This is a genomic window from Ktedonobacter sp. SOSP1-52 (assembly GCF_016587395.1).
Genome location: NZ_BNJH01000001.1, coordinates 890,443 through 908,676 on the forward strand (window position 1 = coordinate 890,443; position 18,234 = coordinate 908,676).

Here is an 18,234-nt window from a genome sequence, read left to right on the forward strand (position 1 = left end):
TGCTGTCATACAAATACCTTTTATGCACTGGTAAGAAGCGCGATTAGACGCTCTCGATCAGCATTGTTCCGGACGACAAAGACGCGCTCCCAATGCTTCTCAAGATAGACACGCATAAAGGCCGCTGATAGCGGTATCGTCTTTTGACACCGCTCCAGACGCTTGATCAAGACCTCTGCGCTAGCAGGTCCAGCGCTCGTTTTAACCTCTTCTCGATACATTTGCACAGCCTCGAACACGATTGGATCAGCGTCAACCGTGTCGACGCAATAACGATACGTATTTTTCATAAAGTTGAAAAGCAGCTTTGTGGGATAGGGATTGGTGCCGCGCAGAGTTTTGGAGACATGACGACGCAGAACGCGCCAGGCCGCGGTATGCCAGGGGACCTCAAGCAACACAATATAGTCAGCCTGGTAGGCAAAGTGATCGGTCGAGATAATATAAATCCCCTCAGCGATCCATGCAGACTGATCCGCAATAATGGCAGTATCCTCTATCCAGGCCTTCATATCCGTGCCATGTTTCCAGCCCAATTTATCCAAGTCGTGGTGTGGTATAGCAAGCCTGCGCGATAAATCCTGCGCCAGGGTCGTCTTGCCACTGCCAGGACCTCCAAGGATAAAAATTTTTGCCATACGTCTCCCTTTCAGTGCATATCAATTCGCAGAAATACAGATTTTACGAACCATTCAATCTAGTGGAAAGATGCCAGAAATACACACGAAAGGCGGCCACAACCGTGTATTGCGATCAGTAGGGAGGCAACTTCGCATGAGGGTCGGATTGGAGAATTAAAAAGCTTGTGGGAGCCGCCGAGCCCTGGGAGAAATTGCTAACGCCCTGCCTTACTCTTTATACTAGACAAAACAAACCCTTGCCGCATTAGGCGACAGTGGCGTTCCTTCGTCATACATTCCAGGCATACGTTAGCAATGAGCGGGCATAGTAGCTCCTTCATGAAGAAAATATATTTACCCGGCCAGTATATACAAGGCAGCAGAAAAAGTAAATGCCAGCGTAAACATGCTATTCTTTGCCAGCTTGTTTTTATCCTCAATGTACATTATGCTCTTCTGAGGACCCATCGTAATCACAATATGATTCCTAGTATTTTGCGGAGGCTACACATTCTGTTCTCAGAAGAGAGGATATCATCATGAAGAGAATTCTTCTGACGGGGATGTCTGGAACCGGTAAGTCCACGGTAATCGGCGAGCTTGCCGCACGTGGGTATAAGGCCGTGGATGCGGACTGCGATGAATTCTCAGAGTGGGTGGAGGTCACCGGCAACGCTGGCACCTTAGATTCACCGGTGGAAGTGGATAGAGACTGGGTGTGGCGAGAGGACCGCATTCAAGACCTCTTGTCCACTGAAGACACCAATGTGTTGTTCCTGAGCGGATGCGCGGAGAATATGCAGAAGTTCCTTTCCCAGTTCGACCACGTCGTACTGCTGAGCGCGCCCGCTGATGTCATCGTTGAACGCTTGCGCACAAGGACAAACAATCAATATGGGAAACATCCCGACGAAATCGCTCGTGTGCTTGGCCTGGTAGAAACGGTCGAGCCATTGCTACGACGTGCTGCGGGACACGAGATCGATACCAGTGCTTGTCTCGAGGATGTTATAGCGATCCTGCTCCGACTGATACAGCCATAGAAATGATGCTCACTAAAGGAGTTTTCAAATGAATTGGGCGACATTTGCCATAGAAAACTACGGGAAGGAAAACAAGCACAGATCAAGCCACGGGGTCATTCGATGACGGGGAAAGTCAACGATGGAGATCGCGTTACCCTCCAGCCGTGTTCTCCAGAGCATTACAGATAGGCGATATTGTTCTGGTGCAGATCAAAGGGAACGTCTATCTGCACTTAATTAAGGCCATTGACCAAAAACGATTTCTGATTGGAAATAATCGCGGAGGCATTAATGGTTGGGTTGGTCCCCATGCCATCTATGGGCGGGCAGTTCAGATCGAGAGACGTTAGAGGAATCTCGCTAACCCGATGGGTCAACGGCCTACCGCTGGTAGGCCGCTTTTCGTACCCAAGAGAGGTAATGTGAGGCATGGTCACCTGCCAAACTCTGCGAGCAGGGGGTCTGGCTGCTCACAACCTCTCAGGCAAACAATGCTGGTACATGTACAGGCTATCGCTGTGCTGTTGCAAGGGCGCGACAACTCTAGGATGCGGATGACTGTAAATAGTAGGATAGTCTATTTCGTCTAGCTCTGGGCGCACAGGAAAGGCTAGTTTCTCCTGCTCCAGTGAGAATTCCGCCTGTACTCCTGGCTTATTGCCGCGTGCATCGAGGCGTATCCAGCGTTGAAGCGATGAGAGATAGGCAGCGTTTAGCGCATGGACCGCGTAGCCCGTCTCGGGCGTGTCCCCCAGCGTCAAGCGTTGGTAGCAAAAGCCTGTAGGGATACCCTGTCCCCGCAGAAGAGCAGCCAGTAGATGGGATTTAGCATAACAGATGCCTGTCTGATGCTGTAAAACCTCGGAAGCGATGCAGGTTACCTGAGGATTTTGTGCATCCCATGAGTGAGGAATGGTATCGCGCACAAACTCAAATGTGCGCTGAACGTGCTCTACTTCCGACTCGGAAGCTAGCTGTAACTGCTGGATTGCCTGGCGCACCAGGGGATGGGAGTAGTTTACAATTTCGTCTTCACGAAGATACACATCTATCTGGGAAATCTCACACTCAAGTTGCATGTTATTTACCTTCCAATAGTATTACCTGGCTTCTCTGCCTGCTTGCGACAGCTCTTGACTGCTAGCGTATCTGGCCCAGGATTTCCTCAACAATCTCAGCAGGACGCTTCTCGTCGGTCGGGATATGCGTGGCGAAGGCAGGCGACTCAAAGGCGGTGAGACAGCGTTGGAAACGCTCACGAATCCAGGCCAGGGATTCCGCCGTATGCTCATGTTGCCGCTGCTCTAAGCGAGCATACAGTGTCTCCTCGCGGGCCGTGAGGCAGAAGTGATAGAGCTGTGGATCAACCTGGCGCAGGCCAGCGGTAATCTCCTCAAAATAGGGCCGGTGCCAGATGGTCATAGGCATGACCAGTGTGCGCCCATAGACCTGCTTGAGCACACGCGCCGTCTCGACCACCAGGGGGCGCCACGCCGTCAAATCCTGAAAATCTTCAAACCTTTCGATAGGCCTCGCGATATGCGCGAGGCCAGCCCCCACAATCTCTGGATCATAGAGCATACTATGATAGAGACGCGGCACCAGCAACTCAGCAGTCGTCGTCTTCCCCACCGCGAACGAACCATTAATGAGAATGATCATATATCGACACACCTCTCAACAAAAATCAAAGACCAGCCGAACATCACTTGTGGGACCATACGCCTCCCAGAGACCTTGCAAGATTTCTGTGAAGAATGTATCGGCAACTTCAGTATAGGTTAAGGATTGCAAGGAATTAATCTTTTTGCGCTTACCATACCAGTCAAAGCGCGCCAGCTCTTCCAGTGTCAACCAGCTTGTCTGAAACCATTTTTCTGGATTTGGTGAGCCTGCAATTTCATCATAGAGCGCATAGTTATACCACACCTGCAACTCGGCCGAGAGGTCATCTGGCAGGCCTCTAAGGGGCGCAATAGGCTCAAATGGCTCTTCTTGATCATTTCTCACGCCAGCAAGTATCGCAAAGAGAGAATAGTGCCGCCTATCATAAATCGATTCAGGGCGATACTCTAGCGCATCGTCTGGGTCGTACTGATGTAGTTCATCCTCGACCATCTGCCCAACAAAATACCACTCGTCGCCGATGCGCTGCTCCACATACATTGAGATATCAGTCCCCATGCGCTCTCCCCTAACACAAGCCATTCACAGGCTCAGCTTAAACAATCATTTTCGCCTAGTGTAGCACATACTAACAAGTAGCCGCGTACGCCAGTAGCGGGCTCACAGCACAGGGTAGAAGAGGGCCAAGATACCCATGAGCACCAGGCAAATACCAACTATTGAGCTGAAGCGTCCACTCTGCCCCCATGTCTTCAGACAGAATATCAGCGCGGTCAGGCCTAGCATCCAGGGAATATTCATCAGGCCGACGACAAGCATGATTAGCATCAGCCCTCCACAAGCCCCCAGACAGTAGAGACCATTTCTAAGCCCTAAACTGACGTCAGCCAATCCGACTGACGTTACAGGCATAGCACAACCAGCATCCATACCAGGCTTACAGTGACTGAGGGAGTTTCTCGCCAGGGGTGTCTGTTGGTAAGCCCCAACGGCTATAAGCAAAATTGGGCCTAAGATAGTTAGTGATGGCGAGCGTGTTGCAAGATATTCACTGGCAAGCGAGAGTCCGTAGATGGGGATGCCGGTGAGGAACCAGGCAAATATGTACCCCAACAGAAAACTAGAGGCACGTATAACTGGGCGAAACGTCACCTCGCGCTCCATATGCAGCGACTCAAGATACCAGGAAAATGCAGGCGAGAAGGAGGGCAACATCATCGCGATCATCATGATGATCCAGTACAGCAGGAAGGCAGGGAGGCTTAAACCCATCGGACCATATTGATGGCCTGGAGGCATACTCCAGGCATGTATCAATGTGGGTATCCAGGCCAGAAGAGCCAGGAAATGCGTCATCATCCAGGCATGGGCATGCTTCGACGCTTTTGGTAACGTCATCACCTCAGCCATTACTTGCTCCTCTTCTTTTGCTGGCCACAGCATCCTTTACTTCAATTATAAAATGACATGCTCCTAAATACTATTCTTATTTTTATTGACATTCCGGTCACTCTACTGTTTGCATACTCATCCTGGCTTATGTTACACTTTTCAAGATTGAGTAATTGAGAATTAATAATGGATGTTATCGTCCTCTGAGGCGCTCCACGTGGAGCTAAAACAGTTAGGGATTTATGCCGAAGTCATCTCTCCATGCAATTACCTGGTCAGAAGAGCAGAAGCGCTATGAACTTCGCACGCAAGGCGAACTACAGCAATATTTTGGTTCTGAAAACAACCAGCCATGGCAAGACTGGCTAGTTGACCAGACCTCCTTCGCCTTTCAGGGACGGCTTGGGCATATGAGCGTGGTGAAAGAGGCACGAGCTCGGGGAAATGGCTACTGGTATGCCTATAGCACACTTCAAGGACAGACACGCAAGCGCTATCTTGGACAAACAAGCGGCGTCACGCTAGAACGTTTAGAGCAAGTAGCGCAAGTCTTCGCGAACGAGCACCGTTCCGTGCTCCAAACGGGTCAACAGATTACACAGGCGAGTTCTGACTCGCTAAACCTTGTGCATCAGAGCCACATACCACTCATCGCAACCAAGCATACTCATCCTCAACTTCCCTCTATGTTAGTGAGGCGCGAGCGCTTGCTGCAAGAGATGGATGAAGTGCTTACTCATCGCTTGCTTTTGCTCTCCTCCTCGGCTGGAAGCGGGAAAACGACGCTGCTGAGCACGTGGGCATCACGCTCGCCGCATATCGTAGGATGGCTCTCGCTGGATGAGTCCGATAATGATCCAACACGCTTCTGGGCCTCGGTCATTACTACCCTGCGCATCTGCCTGCCAGAGATAAGTGATATCGCCCTGGCTATGCTCTATACGCCTCAGCCACCCCCGCTTTCAACTATACTCATCACCTTTATCAATGAAATTCTCAAGTCCTCCAGCGAGATTATCCTTATTCTGGATGACTATCATGTAATTGAAGACCAGGCCATTCATGAGGCCATGCTCTTCTTGCTCGATCACCTCCCCGCGAATATGCACCTGGTTATCGCCAGTCGCGTTGATCCGCCATTCCCTCTGGCACGCTGGCGCATGCGAGGCCAGATGAGCGAGATTCGCGAGCCAGAGGTACGCTTTACGCCAGTAGAGGCCCAGGCCTTTCTCAATGAGGGTATGACGCTCTCGCTTTCTGAGACAGAAGTACAAGTGTTGGAGAAGCGCACAGAAGGCTGGATCGCGGGCCTACAACTGGCAGCGCTCTCACTGCGCTCACACAAAATGCCTTCTACCTTTATCGAGCACTTTACGGGCGAACATCGCTTCATCTTCGACTATGTACAGGAGGAGATTCTTCAACATCAAGCGCCATCTGTACAGCAGTTTCTGCTCCAGGTCGCGGTACTCTCGCGCATGAATGCCGCCCTCTGCCAGGAACTGACGGGAGAGCCTGCCAGTCAGGAACTATTGGAGATGCTGGAACACCACAACCTCTTTATCGTTCCGCTGGACGAGCAACGGCAGTGGTATCGCTTGCATACTCTCTTTCGTGAAGTGCTCCTAGCACGCCTGCAAGCCACCCAACCAGAACAGGTAAACACGCTACACCAGCGCGCCGCCCGCTGGCACGCGGCCCAGGGTTCTATCCATGAGGCGATGTCCCATGCACTGGCTGCTCAAGACTATCCATTCGCGGCCGCAACGTTGGAGCAAGGCGCAAGACAGCTATGGACGCAAGGCGAAGCCAGAATGATCGCGACCTGGCTACTGCAACTGCCTGAGAATATCCTGCTCGGACACCTGGAATTTGCCCTCACCTCGGCCCTGAACTTGCTTTCCAGTACGCAATATATGCCGGAGCAGCAGCGTGTGCAGGCTCTGAGCCAGAGTGAACAGATTATCGCGCGTGTAGAGCAGATATTGTCCAGCGAAAGAACCACCTCCCTCGCCTCAACAGAGGTGGAAAAAATTGAGAACCGCATCTGTCTCTTGCGTGAATTTATCCTGATGAGCGAGGCTTTCCGCAAGGGCAATATGCAACAGCTTCGCCTGATCGCCCAACGCATACAACCTCTCACCGTAAGCGAATCCGTTGCCTGGAAATGGCTCGCGCTCCACGGACTCTTTGTTAGCTCTCAAGTCGTAGGTGACTCAGTCCTCTTGCTGCCAGAACTGCTCGCTTTGAAGCAGCAGGCTCTTCAGGAACAGGACCACGCCATAGCGATCGTTGTCACATGCTGGATCGCGGCCGCCTTTCTCTATGCAGGTCAGCTTCACTCACTCCACCAGGAATGCCTACAGGCTCAGGATCTCCTCGCTCAGCTAGGACAGAATGTCTCGGTCACGGCCTATCCCGCTTTTGATCTCTCCTTCCTCTACTATGCCAGGAATAAGTTGGAGCAGGCAGAGGCTAGCTTACAGGTAGCCTTGCAACATGCCGCGCGCTGGCAAGATGTAAACCTGCTCATCTGGGGCCATGCGACTTATGTAAAAATCGCCCTGGCTCTCGGGAAGATTGCGGATGCGGAAGAAGCGCTGGAACAGGCCCAAAACCTGATCCAAAGCACTGGCTTTACAATCTATGCACATGATGTCTCAGCCGCGCAGGTAGCACTCTGGCTCGCACAGGGCAACTTCACAGCGGCAGAGGATTGGGTAGCTCGCTATGATTTCAATCCCCAGACTCTGAGCTTCCTTTATGTTGAGGAATATATAGCGCTGATCAATGTACACCTCGCGCAACAAGGATATGTACAAGCATTGCACATCCTGATTCCACTGCTCAGCAGAATGGAGCAATGTAAGCGCACCTGGGATATCATTCACCTGCTGGCACTACAAGCCAACGCACTCTACGGACTAAGAGAAATGGAACAGGCCCAACAGATTGTCGTACGCCTCCTGAACTTGACGGAGCCTGAGGGCTATATTCGTGTGTACCTGGACGCAGGTAAACCTATGCGCCAGCTACTCCAGAATCTGCTCAAAAACCCACCCAGGCAAGAGTTATCCCCTGCCTGCGTCTCCTACATCTCCACCCTGTTGACAGCTTTTGTCCAGGAGGAACAGAAACACACACAGCAAGCAGCCAGACTGCAAATCGAGGGACACACGCCACAGGCTCCAGAAGGACTCTATGAACCCCTGAGCCCTCAGGAGCAACGCGTCCTAAGCCTGCTGGTCGCCGGGCAAACCTACGCCGAGATCGCACAAAAGCTGATCGTCTCTCCCAATACCATCAAGACTCAGGTTAGCAGCATCTATCGCAAACTGGATGTCAGTCGGCGCGCCGAGGCCATCGCCGCCGCCACGCGTCTCCATCTCCTCTAACTGAAAGCCTCTCATTGAAGCGTTGTGTGCCAACCCACAACTACCTATCTCACCCAACGCTAGATACTAATCACCCACTCAATCACCATGACAGGTGAAGTCACACCCCATGCTTTCCAGCTATACTTTGCACATCAAGAGATGAACATACACCTACCTCAAACAGGTGAGAAAAAGAAAGGTAACTACATTATGAACGCAACGACACTTCTACGCGAGCAGATTCAACAGGCGCATGGCTTCCTGAATGCCACCCTGGAGGGCATCACGACCGAGCAGGCTCACTGGGCGCCTCCCGGAACCGCCAACCCCATCGCTGCCACCTATGTACACGCTATCGCGAGCGAAGACCTGGCCATCAACATGGTGCTCAAAGGTGGCGCGCCCCTCTATGCAAGCGAGTGGGCGGAGAAGACTGGCATCAGCGAGGTACAGCCTCTAAGCACTGCGGAATGGGCGCGCCGTGTCCACGTCGATCTACCCGCTATGAGCATTTACGCCCAGGCTGTCCACGCAGCCACAGATGCCTACCTCGCGACCCTGACAGATGAGGACCTGGCCCGCGACCTCGACCTGACAGCCTTCGGCCTGGGACACATGACGGTTGGCACAATCCTGGATCGTATGGTCTTGGGACATATCGACAACATGACAGGTGAGATCTCGGTCCTTAAAGGACTCCAGGGTGCAAAAGGCTACCCTATCTAACCTGAACTACTTACGACACCATGAACCAGCCAGCTATCAACAAACCAGTGCAAATCTGGCTGGTTCTCCTATCACACAAAAGCACTCTGCAAACATTTGGCACACTTTTTTTAGGGAGGTTATAGCCATGTCATTCTTTACAACTAACGACGGTGCGCATCTCTTCTATGAGGATTGGGGCCAGGGAGCACCCGTGGTCTTTGTCTCCAGCTGGGCCTTGAATGCCGATATGTGGGAGTACCAGGTCCCTACCCTGGTTGAGCAGGGACTCCGCTGCATCGTTTATGATCGTCGTGGGCATGGACGCTCCGACCGAACCGGGCATGGCTACGACATAGATACCCTCGCCGATGACCTGGCCGCGTTGATCACGCACCTCGACCTGAGCAACGTCACGCTGATAGCACACTCGATGGGAGGTGGCGAGGTCGTGCATTACCTGGCTCGCCACGGGTCCGACCGCATTGCCAGAGTCGCGCTTATCTCAGCGATTCTCCCCTTCCTATGCAAAACAGACGATAATCCCGAAGGTGTACCTGAGGCCGTATTTAAGTCCATCTCCGGACAATTTCGCGAAGATAGAGTGCAGTATTTTACCCAAAGAGCACAGGCCTTCTTCGCCACGCACCTGGGCAACAAGGTCTCACCAGAGCTTGTCCAGTGGACAACCGAACAATGTCTCTATAACTCTCCCATGGCCCTGCTCCAATGCTGGCGCACCAACTTTTACACAGATTTTCGCGCTGAAATGCAAGAAATTACGCTGCCAACACTGATCATCCATGGAACGGCGGATGCCTCCGCCCTTATCGACGTGACCGGACGACGCTCCGCCAAATTGGTGCCAGGCAATATCTACAAGGAGTACCTGAATGCAGGGCATGGCCTCTTCATCACCCACAAACACCAGCTCAACAACGACCTGCTGGCTTTTATCCAGGGTTAAAGCGCTACTGGCATATGCGGCTACTGAAGTCTCATGTATGCCAGTAGCAGGCCAATAACTTGAAAAAGGTGAGAAGTGGCTGTATGATGACAACGCGAGCAGAGAACGGCAATACAGCGAGGACACCCATGTTTGACACCTTAACATACGTCACAGGCAACCCTGGCAAGGTGAAACGCTTCAGTCACTATATTGACTATCCACTACTGCACAAAGACTTGGATCTACTTGAAATTCAATCACTTGAGTCAGCAGAAATCATCGAGCATAAAGCCAGGGAGGCATATAGACATATTCAAGCGCCTATACTGGTGGAGGATACCTCGTTGCAATTCCTGGCCCTGGGGAAACTACCAGGGCCATTCATCAAATGGTTCTACGCAGAGCTAGGCACAGAAGGGCTATGCAAACTACTCGCCGATTCGCAGGACAGGTCGGCTCTGGCCTCAGTACACATTGGCTTATATGATGGCCATGCCCTGCGCATCTTCACCAGCGCCTGTGAAGGCACCATCGCGCCCACGCCTCGTGGCAATGGCGGCTTTGGCTGGGACCCCATCTTCATCCCTAGCGGCTACCACCAGACCTGGGCCGAGATGCCAGAGTCCCAGTATCTAGCAACCTCTATGAGCACTCAAGCGCTCCAAGATCTCGCAACCTATCTAAAAACGCCGCGCTAACAAGTAGCCGCGTACGTCAGTAGCGGGCTACTGACGTACGCGGCTACTGATCATGGGCTAGGGGTGTAATGACCTGGACCTGGCGCAGGCCACGGATGGCGTTGCAGATATAGACTTTTTCTGCTGTCATGAGGTCATCCAGGGTGAGAAGGGCCTCCTGCGCGTTGGGATGCTCCTCCAGGATGCACTGGCGCGCGATTCCTGGCAGCAAGCCACAAGCTACCGGCGGGGTAAGCAAGCGGCCATCACGCTCAATGAAGATGTTGCTTATCGCGCCCTCGGTCACTTCACCATGCTCGTTGAGGAAGAGTACATCGGCATAGCCATGTCGATGGGCTGACTGAAAGGTCCGCTCATAGAGGGGGCGCTGAGTGGTTTTATGGAAATACATGCGGTCCTGCGAGTTGGTCCTTTCGGTGCTGATGATCACTCGCACTAGCTCCTCTCGCGGCTTCTGAACCTGTACGCTCTCGCAAGTGAAGGTGCCGCTACGCTCTAGCAGCACGCGCACTTTATAGGTACAATCCGGCAGCATCTCATGCTCCTGCCGACGTAAAAGCGCCTGGAGACGTTCCTCATCCCAGGGATAACCAAAATAGAGGGCTGAGTCCTGCATCCGCTTGAGATGCTTCTCCAGGCATTGATAGCCAGCGTCCCAGAGAATGGATTCCAGAAGAGCAAACTCTGGCGCTTGTGTGGTCAGGAAGCGAGCCTTGATCGCGCATTCGGCGGCCTCTTCAGCGGCACGCGAGTCATAGACAATGCCACTACCAATGCCCATCATCCCCTGTCCATGCTCAAACTCAATGGTGCGAATAGCCACGTTGAACATAGCCTGGACTGGACCTTGTCTCGATGGAGGCGCGATATAGCCAATAGACCCGGTGTAGACTCCCCTGGGCGTCTGCTCCAACTGGCCAATAATCTCCATGGCCTTGAGCTTGGGTGCGCCCGTCACCGAGCCACAGGGGAAAAGGCTGGAGAAGATCTGCTCAAGGCTGGCATCACGTCGAAGCTCGCCCGTGACGGTCGAGGTCATTTGCAGTACGGTCTCATAGCTTTCAACCTCTAGCAGGCGTGGAACCGTCACCGAGCCAATCTCGCAGACGCGCCCCAGGTCGTTACGTAAGAGGTCAGTAATCATGATATTCTCCGCCCGGTTCTTGGCATCGCCGCGCAGCCACGAGACCTGCTGCTCATCCTCTAACAGCGTGCGGCCTCGTGGGGCCGTCCCCTTCATAGGGCGAGTCGTTATACGCTGTCCATCCATCTGGAAAAACAACTCCGGCGAGAAGCTCAATACAGCTCGCTCACCTATACGCATATAGGCGCTATAGAGCGTACGTTGAACCCGGCGGAGGCGCGTATACAGGGCCAGGGGCGAACCCGCAAAGCGAAAATGTGTGCGCCCCGTCAGGTTAATCTGATAGACATCTCCGGCGCGAATATGCTTCCGTACTCGCTCGACCTTCTGGCAATACATCTCCTCGTCGAGATCAAAACGCACATCCTGGACTTCACAATCTATCTCGTCCTGGTGATCTAAGGCATAGGCTTGCCAGGCAGCCTCTCTGAGAGCGGCATCAATTCGATATGGCTGACGGTAGACCCCAAACCACGCCAGGGGCGAGTGTTCATCCCTATAAGCGACCTTGCCCAGTTTCTCCAGAAAGTAGCCACATTCATAGGCAAAGTAACCGGCGAGGTAGTAGCCCTCCTGGACGTATTTCTGCATCGTCGCAAGCAACGGCAGAAAGTCACTTACCTGGTGGATCTGTAGCGTATGCACCGGGTCGACAAAGAGGTAGTCCCACCCATCACCCTGCCCTCCCAAAGTATTCTCAAGCAGCACTACATCACTGCCTGCCTGTAACAAATACACAAAGTCTGATGCTGAATCGAGGGAAACCATAAAAACCGCCTGACGCTTGCCTCGCTCCACAGAACTGGAGCGAGAACTCCGGATATGCGTAAGGCATGGTATAGCAAATGGCTAGCAGCCGTCAAGACCGCTACTGGCGTATGCCTCTACTGTAGAGACAATTCTCTTAGAGAGGTTGAGTGGCGCGCCTGGCGAGAAATTCTGGGGTGGCAAGCGTTTGCTGTCTGAGGCAGATCAGGGAAATACCCAGTACAAGGACGAGCGTGACAACTAAGCCGCCTTCAGGTCCAAAGTCGCCGCCATTGAGCAAGGTCGCGTAAGTGTTCTGGAAGAGGAACAAATTTCCACCGTGATACTGCACGCCGCTTACGGGCAGGGCAAAGATATGACCCTGCATCCAATTCCACGCGGTATGTAGACCAGCCACGCGCCAGATAGTGCCATCGGCAAGGACACAGAGAGCACAGAGCACGCCGAATAATGTGAGATTGAACAGGGCCAATAGATTAACGTGAGGATTAAGGATGTGCGCAAGCGCAAATACCAGAGAGGATATCATAATACTGAACCAGTGACCATAACGCCTGGTCAATCTGGAGAGCAGCCAGCCTCGGTAAACGATCTCCTCTTTTGGTCCTTGAACCATCCAGCCAAACAAGGTAAAGAGAAGGGCGACCACGCCACCTCCCTCTGCTGAACCCGCCAGTTGTAGTGTCGCGGTACCGGAAGAAAGCAAGATGCAGACAATCACACTCATCAATACGACACCAAGGAGCAGACCTTGTAAGTAAGTACGCAAGGCCTGCCATCTCGGCAATCTAAAAGGCCAGAGACCTCGCCGCTCAACAATACACATCCAGATCCAGAGCATGATGAAGGTTGAGCATGAAGCGATCAGCCAGTAGAGAGTAAAGCCCAGCGCAGCAGGAATAGTCTCCGGACAATGAGACAGATTAGCAATTGCGTCACCTGCTGGCAAATCTCTAAGTAACTTATAAAAGAGAGGAATACTACTATAGGCTGGCAGCAACGTAAAAAGCGTAGCGAAAAGAGAGGCCAGCAACCACCAGGTATAAAACGTTGCCTTCTTCTTTATTTTCATACTGTTATTATTGCCACATGATGTCTGCATTTTAGTACCTCACCCTTTTTATATGCCAGGTTCGCAGTCGCAGGAGTATAGCAGTAATCTCACTTTAGCTATCTAAATTCAAAACATGTCTTTATCATGTCCGTACGACAAGACAAAGACTTTTTGGGTTCAACCAGTTTTTAGAATGCATCAATTAGCATAGCTGCGCGTCAATATATCTCAAATCGCATCAATGTAAGAGAAAGCACTTCTATAATTACTATCGCAAAAAGCATGGTTTTGTCACGTGAAAAAGGGATGAGTTTATGATAGAGAATACAGGCAGATACGAAAGCCAGCTTTGCAAGCCCCCTTTCGATCAGTCTAATTTCATTATTAGCATGCGATTCCTTGACATTAACAGCAATATATGTTAATTAATTGTAATACAATCTAGTTTATCGATTAACTACAAGGCTTCTCCAAGGATGAAGGAGCGTTATGGCTACTATTTACGACATCGCCAGAGCCGCAGGAGTCACGGCGACAACGGTTTCAAATGTCCTCTCGGGCAAAGGCTCAGTAAGCGAGAAGACACGCGCACGAGTGCTTCAGTACGCTCAGGAATTGGGCTATAGCCCCAACCTGGTCGCGCGCAGCCTGATCAAGGGCCGCACCAGCATTATTGGCCTGGTCGTCTATCCCGTTGATAACCCCTTCTTCGCGGAAATTGTGTACACGGCGGAAACGCTGGCCTATGCCGCTGGTCTACGTATCTTTGTCACCACTCTGACCGACGATGACGAGATGACAAAGCTTACGCTGAAAGATCTGGTCGCCCGGAAAGTTGATGGCATTATTATCACCTGCACGCTCTCACCACAACTTGTGCAGGAGCTTATACCTCCCTCCCTCCCGGTAATTTACTGCCTCTGGGAAGGTGAGGATCTCCCCAACTATGCAACTTTCCTATTTGACTTCTTTGAAGCAGGCAGGCTCGCAGCGGAACATCTCTTTACGGCCGGACATAGGCAGGTTGGTATAGTTACACATTCAGACAATAATAATTACGACCCTCATGCCATACGTATCAACGGCTTTAAAAGTGTTTACATAGAACATGGCTACTCTATTGATCCAAAGCTCATAGCAGGGGGAGCATCTAGACTGGAGCAGGGAAAGGCTGCGGCCTATGAACTCCTTAAGCGCCCTGAGCGGCCTACTGCTATTTTCACAACCAATGATCTCATGGCCATTGGGGTCTTGTCGGCTGCCTGGGATTTAGGCATACGTGTTCCAGAAGAACTCTCAATTGTCGGCATCGACGACATCAATCTGGCCAGGTATACCAGTCCTCCATTGACCACCGTTAGAATCGATAAATATAAATTAATACACCATGCTCTGCACACTTTACAACAAGCAATTGAGCACCAACCCATAGTCTCAACACATGTCCTAAAACCAGAACTTATCATACGCCATTCTGTGGCACTACTTCCTTAGGCATTCCCTTCATAGGTTTTGTTACGCGAAACCATGATGTGAATAGATCGCAATGTCGCCTATCCCCTGACGTTGGGGACATTCTCAGGAAAGTGGGGTTCATTATGATCCATGCCTCTGGTCCAGCTTTGCGCCGGCGCAAAGTATGGCTCAACACGTTCTTTTGTCTCCTTGCCCTCCTTAGTACCGCTATGGGCCTGGCCGCCTGCGCGGGCAGTGATGACGGCAAGATTCACCTGACCCTCTGGTACTGGAACCGCTCTATTAGCGATAACCTGATTGCGCAGGTGAATAAACAATTCCCCAATATTGTCCTGGATGCACAGAAGATTACGGATTATGACAATAAGGTGCGTACCTCGATGGCGGCCCATAGTGGTGTGCCCGACATCATGGGTATCAACTCGAACATCTCTACCTATTTTCCCGACGAGGATCAGTTTTTTGATCTGAAGTCCCTGGGCGCCAACGATGTGCAATCACAGTACCTAGCCTGGAAGTGGAACCTGGGTATTGCCCCTGATGGCAAGATGATTGGCTTTCCTATGGACACTGGTCCCACCGCCCTCTTCTATCGCACAGATCTCTTTGAGAAAGCCGGGTTGCCAACCGATCCCGAGCAAGTCTCAGCACAGCTCAAGACCTGGGACGACTACATCAACGCTGGCGCCAAATTGAAGCAGGCAACCGACAACAAATCCTTTATGTTCGATAACATCGGCACCGTGTATGGCCAGATGCTTGGACAAAGCGCCAAACAATATTTTGATAAGAACGGCACCTATCTGGGCGACCAGTCTCACATCAAGGCCATGTGGGACGAGGCGATCAAGACCTACAAAGCGGGTGTGGATGGCAAAGTTCCCATGTGGGGGACCTCATGGAACCAGGGCGTCAGCAACGGCTACATTGCATCATTTGTAGGCGCGGTCTGGATGAAACAGGTCTTGCAGGACGCAGCTCCCGATACCAAGGGGAAATGGCGTATCGCTCGCGCTCCAGGCGGTGATGGCAACTCTGGCGGCTCCTTCCTGGCAATTACGAAATACTGCCAGCATCCTAAAGAGGCCTTCGAAGTCATCAAATGGCTCCAGTCGCCCACGAATCAGGTTGCTGGGTATAAAGATCTCCAGCTCTATCCCTCAGCGTTAGATTCCCTCAATGATCCCGCTCTGCACCAGAAAGAGGACTTCTACGGTGGCGAGGATACGCAAGATGTCTTTGGCGTCGCGGTAAAAAATGTTCCTTCATTCTACTCGGGGCCATATGACGGTATCGCCGGAACCGCCATTACCGACCAGCTCAGCCTGGTAGAGTACCAGGGAAAAAACCCTGACCAGGCCTGGAATGATGCACAGGCGGCAACACAACGTGGTCTCTTACGCTAGTGTTTCGATACTTCAAGGAGGAAATATTCGATGAGTGCAACACCTGTGAGTATTGCCGAGAAGGTTGAGAAGCAACAAACCGTCGCGCGGAAGAGCAATCTGCGCAAGTACCTGCCCATGTATCTCTCGATTGCACCCTTCTTTATTATCTATCTCTGCTTCGGCATAGCGCCAGTCATTTTCTCGCTCTACCTGGCCTTTCAGCGCTGGGATGGCATCGGGCAGATGAACTTCATTGGCTTGAACAATTTTGTGTTCGCCTTGACCGATCCTATCTTTGGCCAGGCTATTCTCAATACCTTTGAGATCTGGATCATCTCCACCATTCCTATGCTAGCGCTGGCGCTACTACTGGCCTTTCTCTTAAATATGCGCAAGCGCTCCAAATTTGCCTACCAGGTGGCCTACCTCCTGCCAAACATCACCTCGACTGTGGCTATTGCCTTGATCTTTGGCTCTTTCTTTGGCGATCAATATGGGCTTATCAATCAGATGCTCGGCTCCATGCACCTGAACACCATTGGCTGGCTTACCGATGCCTGGCCGATGCGTTGGGCTGTCGCTCTGATCACCATCTGGCGCTGGACCGGCTATAATGCCCTGATCTACATGGCTGGCTTACAGAGCATTCCCAGTGATTTCTACGAGGCGGCGCGTATCGATGGCGCCAATACCTGGAGAACGTTCTACCACATCACGCTCCCGCTGCTCAGGCCAGTGATTCTCTTCACCGTCATTTCCTCCACCCTCGGTGGTATGACGCTCTTCACCGAGCCTCAGATCCTCTTTGGCAATAATGGCGGCGTCGGCAATTCCGGCTTAACAATGTCACTCTACCAGTATTGGCAAGCCTTCGCCTCCTTCCACTATGGCTTCGGCGCGGCGGTCGGCTGGATCATGTTCTTCATCCTGGTCATCTTCACCGTCGTTAACTGGAAAATTGTACAGAGTACAGAGCGCTAAGGCTACGGCAAGAAGGAGAAAAAGCAATGATACAACATGAGTCACGCTGGTTGCGCGTTATTGTCGAGATCGCTCTGTTGCTGGGGCTGATTATTTCGATCTTCCCCTTCTATTGGATGATTGTCATGGCGACCAATACGACGAGCGATATCTACCGCGTTCCACCCAAGTTGATCTTTGGCAGTCAACTACTGACAAACATCGCTCACGTATTGCAGAGCATTGACTTCTATCGCAGTTTCCTCAACACCGTCCTGGTCGCGGGCAGCGTCACGCTGCTAGTGCTCTTCTTCTGCTCCCTGGCAGGCTTCACCTTCGCCAAGTTTGAGTTCCCAGGGAAAAATACGCTCTTCGTGATCCTGATCGGTACGATGATTCTGCCCTCCGCAGGTTCTCTGGTGGCCTCGTTCGTCATCATGTCGGATCTGCACTGGATTGGGACCTTCCTACCACTTATCGTTCCAACCATGGTGACGGCCTTCGGTATCTTCTGGTTGCGCCAGTATTCTATTGGCGCGATTCCAAACGAACTGATCGATGCCGCACGGATTGATGGAGCGGGACACTTCCGCATCTACTGGAATGTGGCCCTGCCTACCTTGCGTCCCGCTCTGGGTTTCCTGGGCATCTTTACCTTTATCGGCTCCTGGAATGACTACCTGTGGCCATTGATCGTACTCAATGACCCCAAGATGTTCACCCTACAGGTTGCAGTTGCCAATCTGAATGGTGTCTATAACACCGACTACAGCATGGTCATGACTGGCACCCTACTGGCGACTATCCCACTCATTATCATCTTCTTCCTAGGCACACGTCAGTTCATAGCCAACATCTCTGCGGGCGCGATTAAGTTCTAGCCTCGCTCCATCGTCACCTACCCAAGAGCTATGGTATCTTCCCGCTATGAGAAGGTACCATGGCTCTTTACTTTCTTGCGTCCCTCCTTTTATGTTTCATCTCCTTCCCCAATGGGCAACAACTGACCAGTGAATGGAGTGCTGCCGCTCTACATTTCCCCGTTTTTCGAC

The 18,234-nt window shown here is 52.0% G+C and carries 17 protein-coding genes; 9 read left to right on the forward strand and 8 right to left on the reverse strand.

All coding sequences use genetic code 11. The features are described 5' to 3' along the window. Positions 1-20: 20 nt before the first annotated feature. Positions 21-638, reverse strand: a complete 618-nt coding sequence (locus JMJ16_RS04055) for a hypothetical protein (protein WP_201378602.1) — start codon at positions 636-638, stop codon at positions 21-23. A 521-nt stretch (positions 639-1,159) separates the two neighbouring features. On the opposite strand from JMJ16_RS04055, the gene JMJ16_RS04060 reads away from it, so the two are divergent. Beyond that, positions 1,160-1,663 carry a shikimate kinase gene (locus JMJ16_RS04060; protein WP_201378604.1) on the forward strand — a complete coding sequence of 168 codons (504 nt, stop codon included), beginning with the start codon at positions 1,160-1,162 and terminating at the stop codon, positions 1,661-1,663. A gap of 215 nt (positions 1,664-1,878) precedes the next feature. Here the strand turns inward: JMJ16_RS04060 and JMJ16_RS04065 are convergent, their stop codons facing one another. From JMJ16_RS04065 to JMJ16_RS04085, 5 genes are all read right to left on the reverse strand, one after another. Then, complete coding sequence (locus JMJ16_RS04065; RefSeq protein WP_201378606.1) at positions 1,879-2,076, reverse strand: hypothetical protein; 198 nt, start codon at positions 2,074-2,076, stop codon at positions 1,879-1,881. Positions 2,077-2,115: 39 nt separating this feature from the next. After that, a complete protein-coding gene (locus JMJ16_RS04070; RefSeq protein ID WP_201378608.1) occupies positions 2,116-2,724 on the reverse strand; it encodes a transglutaminase family protein in 609 nt (202 codons plus the stop codon). A gap of 61 nt (positions 2,725-2,785) precedes the next feature. Further along, entirely contained in the window at positions 2,786-3,307 is a 522-nt protein-coding gene (locus JMJ16_RS04075; protein ID WP_201378610.1) for an AAA family ATPase, read from the reverse strand. 15 nt (positions 3,308-3,322) lie between these two features. Next, the gene (locus JMJ16_RS04080; protein WP_201378612.1) at positions 3,323-3,829 is read right to left on the reverse strand and encodes a hypothetical protein; all 507 of its coding nucleotides are present in this window, start codon (positions 3,827-3,829) and stop codon (positions 3,323-3,325) included. Between the two features lie 102 nt (positions 3,830-3,931). Continuing rightward, positions 3,932-4,681: a DUF2182 domain-containing protein gene (locus JMJ16_RS04085; protein WP_201378615.1), complete on the reverse strand. Its 750-nt coding sequence runs from the start codon at positions 4,679-4,681 to the stop codon at positions 3,932-3,934. A 224-nt stretch (positions 4,682-4,905) separates the two neighbouring features. Between JMJ16_RS04085 and JMJ16_RS04090 the strand changes: the two genes are divergently transcribed. The 4 genes from JMJ16_RS04090 (at position 4,906) to JMJ16_RS04105 (ending at position 10,392) form a co-directional block, all read left to right on the forward strand. Further along, entirely contained in the window at positions 4,906-8,058 is a 3,153-nt protein-coding gene (locus tag JMJ16_RS04090) for a LuxR C-terminal-related transcriptional regulator (protein ID WP_201378617.1), read from the forward strand. 192 nt (positions 8,059-8,250) lie between these two features. After that, complete coding sequence (locus tag JMJ16_RS04095) at positions 8,251-8,766, forward strand: DinB family protein (RefSeq protein ID WP_201378619.1); 516 nt, start codon at positions 8,251-8,253, stop codon at positions 8,764-8,766. Positions 8,767-8,893: 127 nt separating this feature from the next. Beyond that, positions 8,894-9,712: an alpha/beta fold hydrolase gene (locus JMJ16_RS04100; protein ID WP_201378621.1), complete on the forward strand. Its 819-nt coding sequence runs from the start codon at positions 8,894-8,896 to the stop codon at positions 9,710-9,712. A gap of 83 nt (positions 9,713-9,795) precedes the next feature. After that, positions 9,796-10,392, forward strand: coding sequence for a non-canonical purine NTP pyrophosphatase (locus JMJ16_RS04105; RefSeq protein WP_201378622.1), 597 nt, complete (start codon positions 9,796-9,798; stop codon positions 10,390-10,392). A gap of 43 nt (positions 10,393-10,435) precedes the next feature. Here the strand turns inward: JMJ16_RS04105 and pabB are convergent, their stop codons facing one another. Then, positions 10,436-12,304 carry an aminodeoxychorismate synthase component I gene (pabB, locus tag JMJ16_RS04110; protein ID WP_201378623.1) on the reverse strand — a complete coding sequence of 623 codons (1,869 nt, stop codon included), beginning with the start codon at positions 12,302-12,304 and terminating at the stop codon, positions 10,436-10,438. A gap of 136 nt (positions 12,305-12,440) precedes the next feature. Continuing rightward, positions 12,441-13,406, reverse strand: coding sequence for a CPBP family intramembrane glutamic endopeptidase (locus JMJ16_RS04115; RefSeq protein WP_201378624.1), 966 nt, complete (start codon positions 13,404-13,406; stop codon positions 12,441-12,443). 441 nt (positions 13,407-13,847) lie between these two features. Between JMJ16_RS04115 and JMJ16_RS04120 the strand changes: the two genes are divergently transcribed. The 4 genes from JMJ16_RS04120 (at position 13,848) to JMJ16_RS04135 (ending at position 18,063) form a co-directional block, all read left to right on the forward strand. Next, positions 13,848-14,852: a LacI family DNA-binding transcriptional regulator gene (locus JMJ16_RS04120; protein WP_201378625.1), complete on the forward strand. Its 1,005-nt coding sequence runs from the start codon at positions 13,848-13,850 to the stop codon at positions 14,850-14,852. Between the two features lie 104 nt (positions 14,853-14,956). Further along, positions 14,957-16,240: an ABC transporter substrate-binding protein gene (locus JMJ16_RS04125; protein ID WP_201378626.1), complete on the forward strand. Its 1,284-nt coding sequence runs from the start codon at positions 14,957-14,959 to the stop codon at positions 16,238-16,240. Between the two features lie 30 nt (positions 16,241-16,270). After that, positions 16,271-17,203, forward strand: coding sequence for a carbohydrate ABC transporter permease (locus tag JMJ16_RS04130; RefSeq protein WP_201378627.1), 933 nt, complete (start codon positions 16,271-16,273; stop codon positions 17,201-17,203). Between the two features lie 26 nt (positions 17,204-17,229). Beyond that, positions 17,230-18,063 (forward strand): carbohydrate ABC transporter permease, encoded by an 834-nt coding sequence (locus JMJ16_RS04135; RefSeq protein ID WP_201378628.1) that lies wholly within the window; start codon positions 17,230-17,232, stop codon positions 18,061-18,063. Positions 18,064-18,234: the final 171 nt, after the last annotated feature.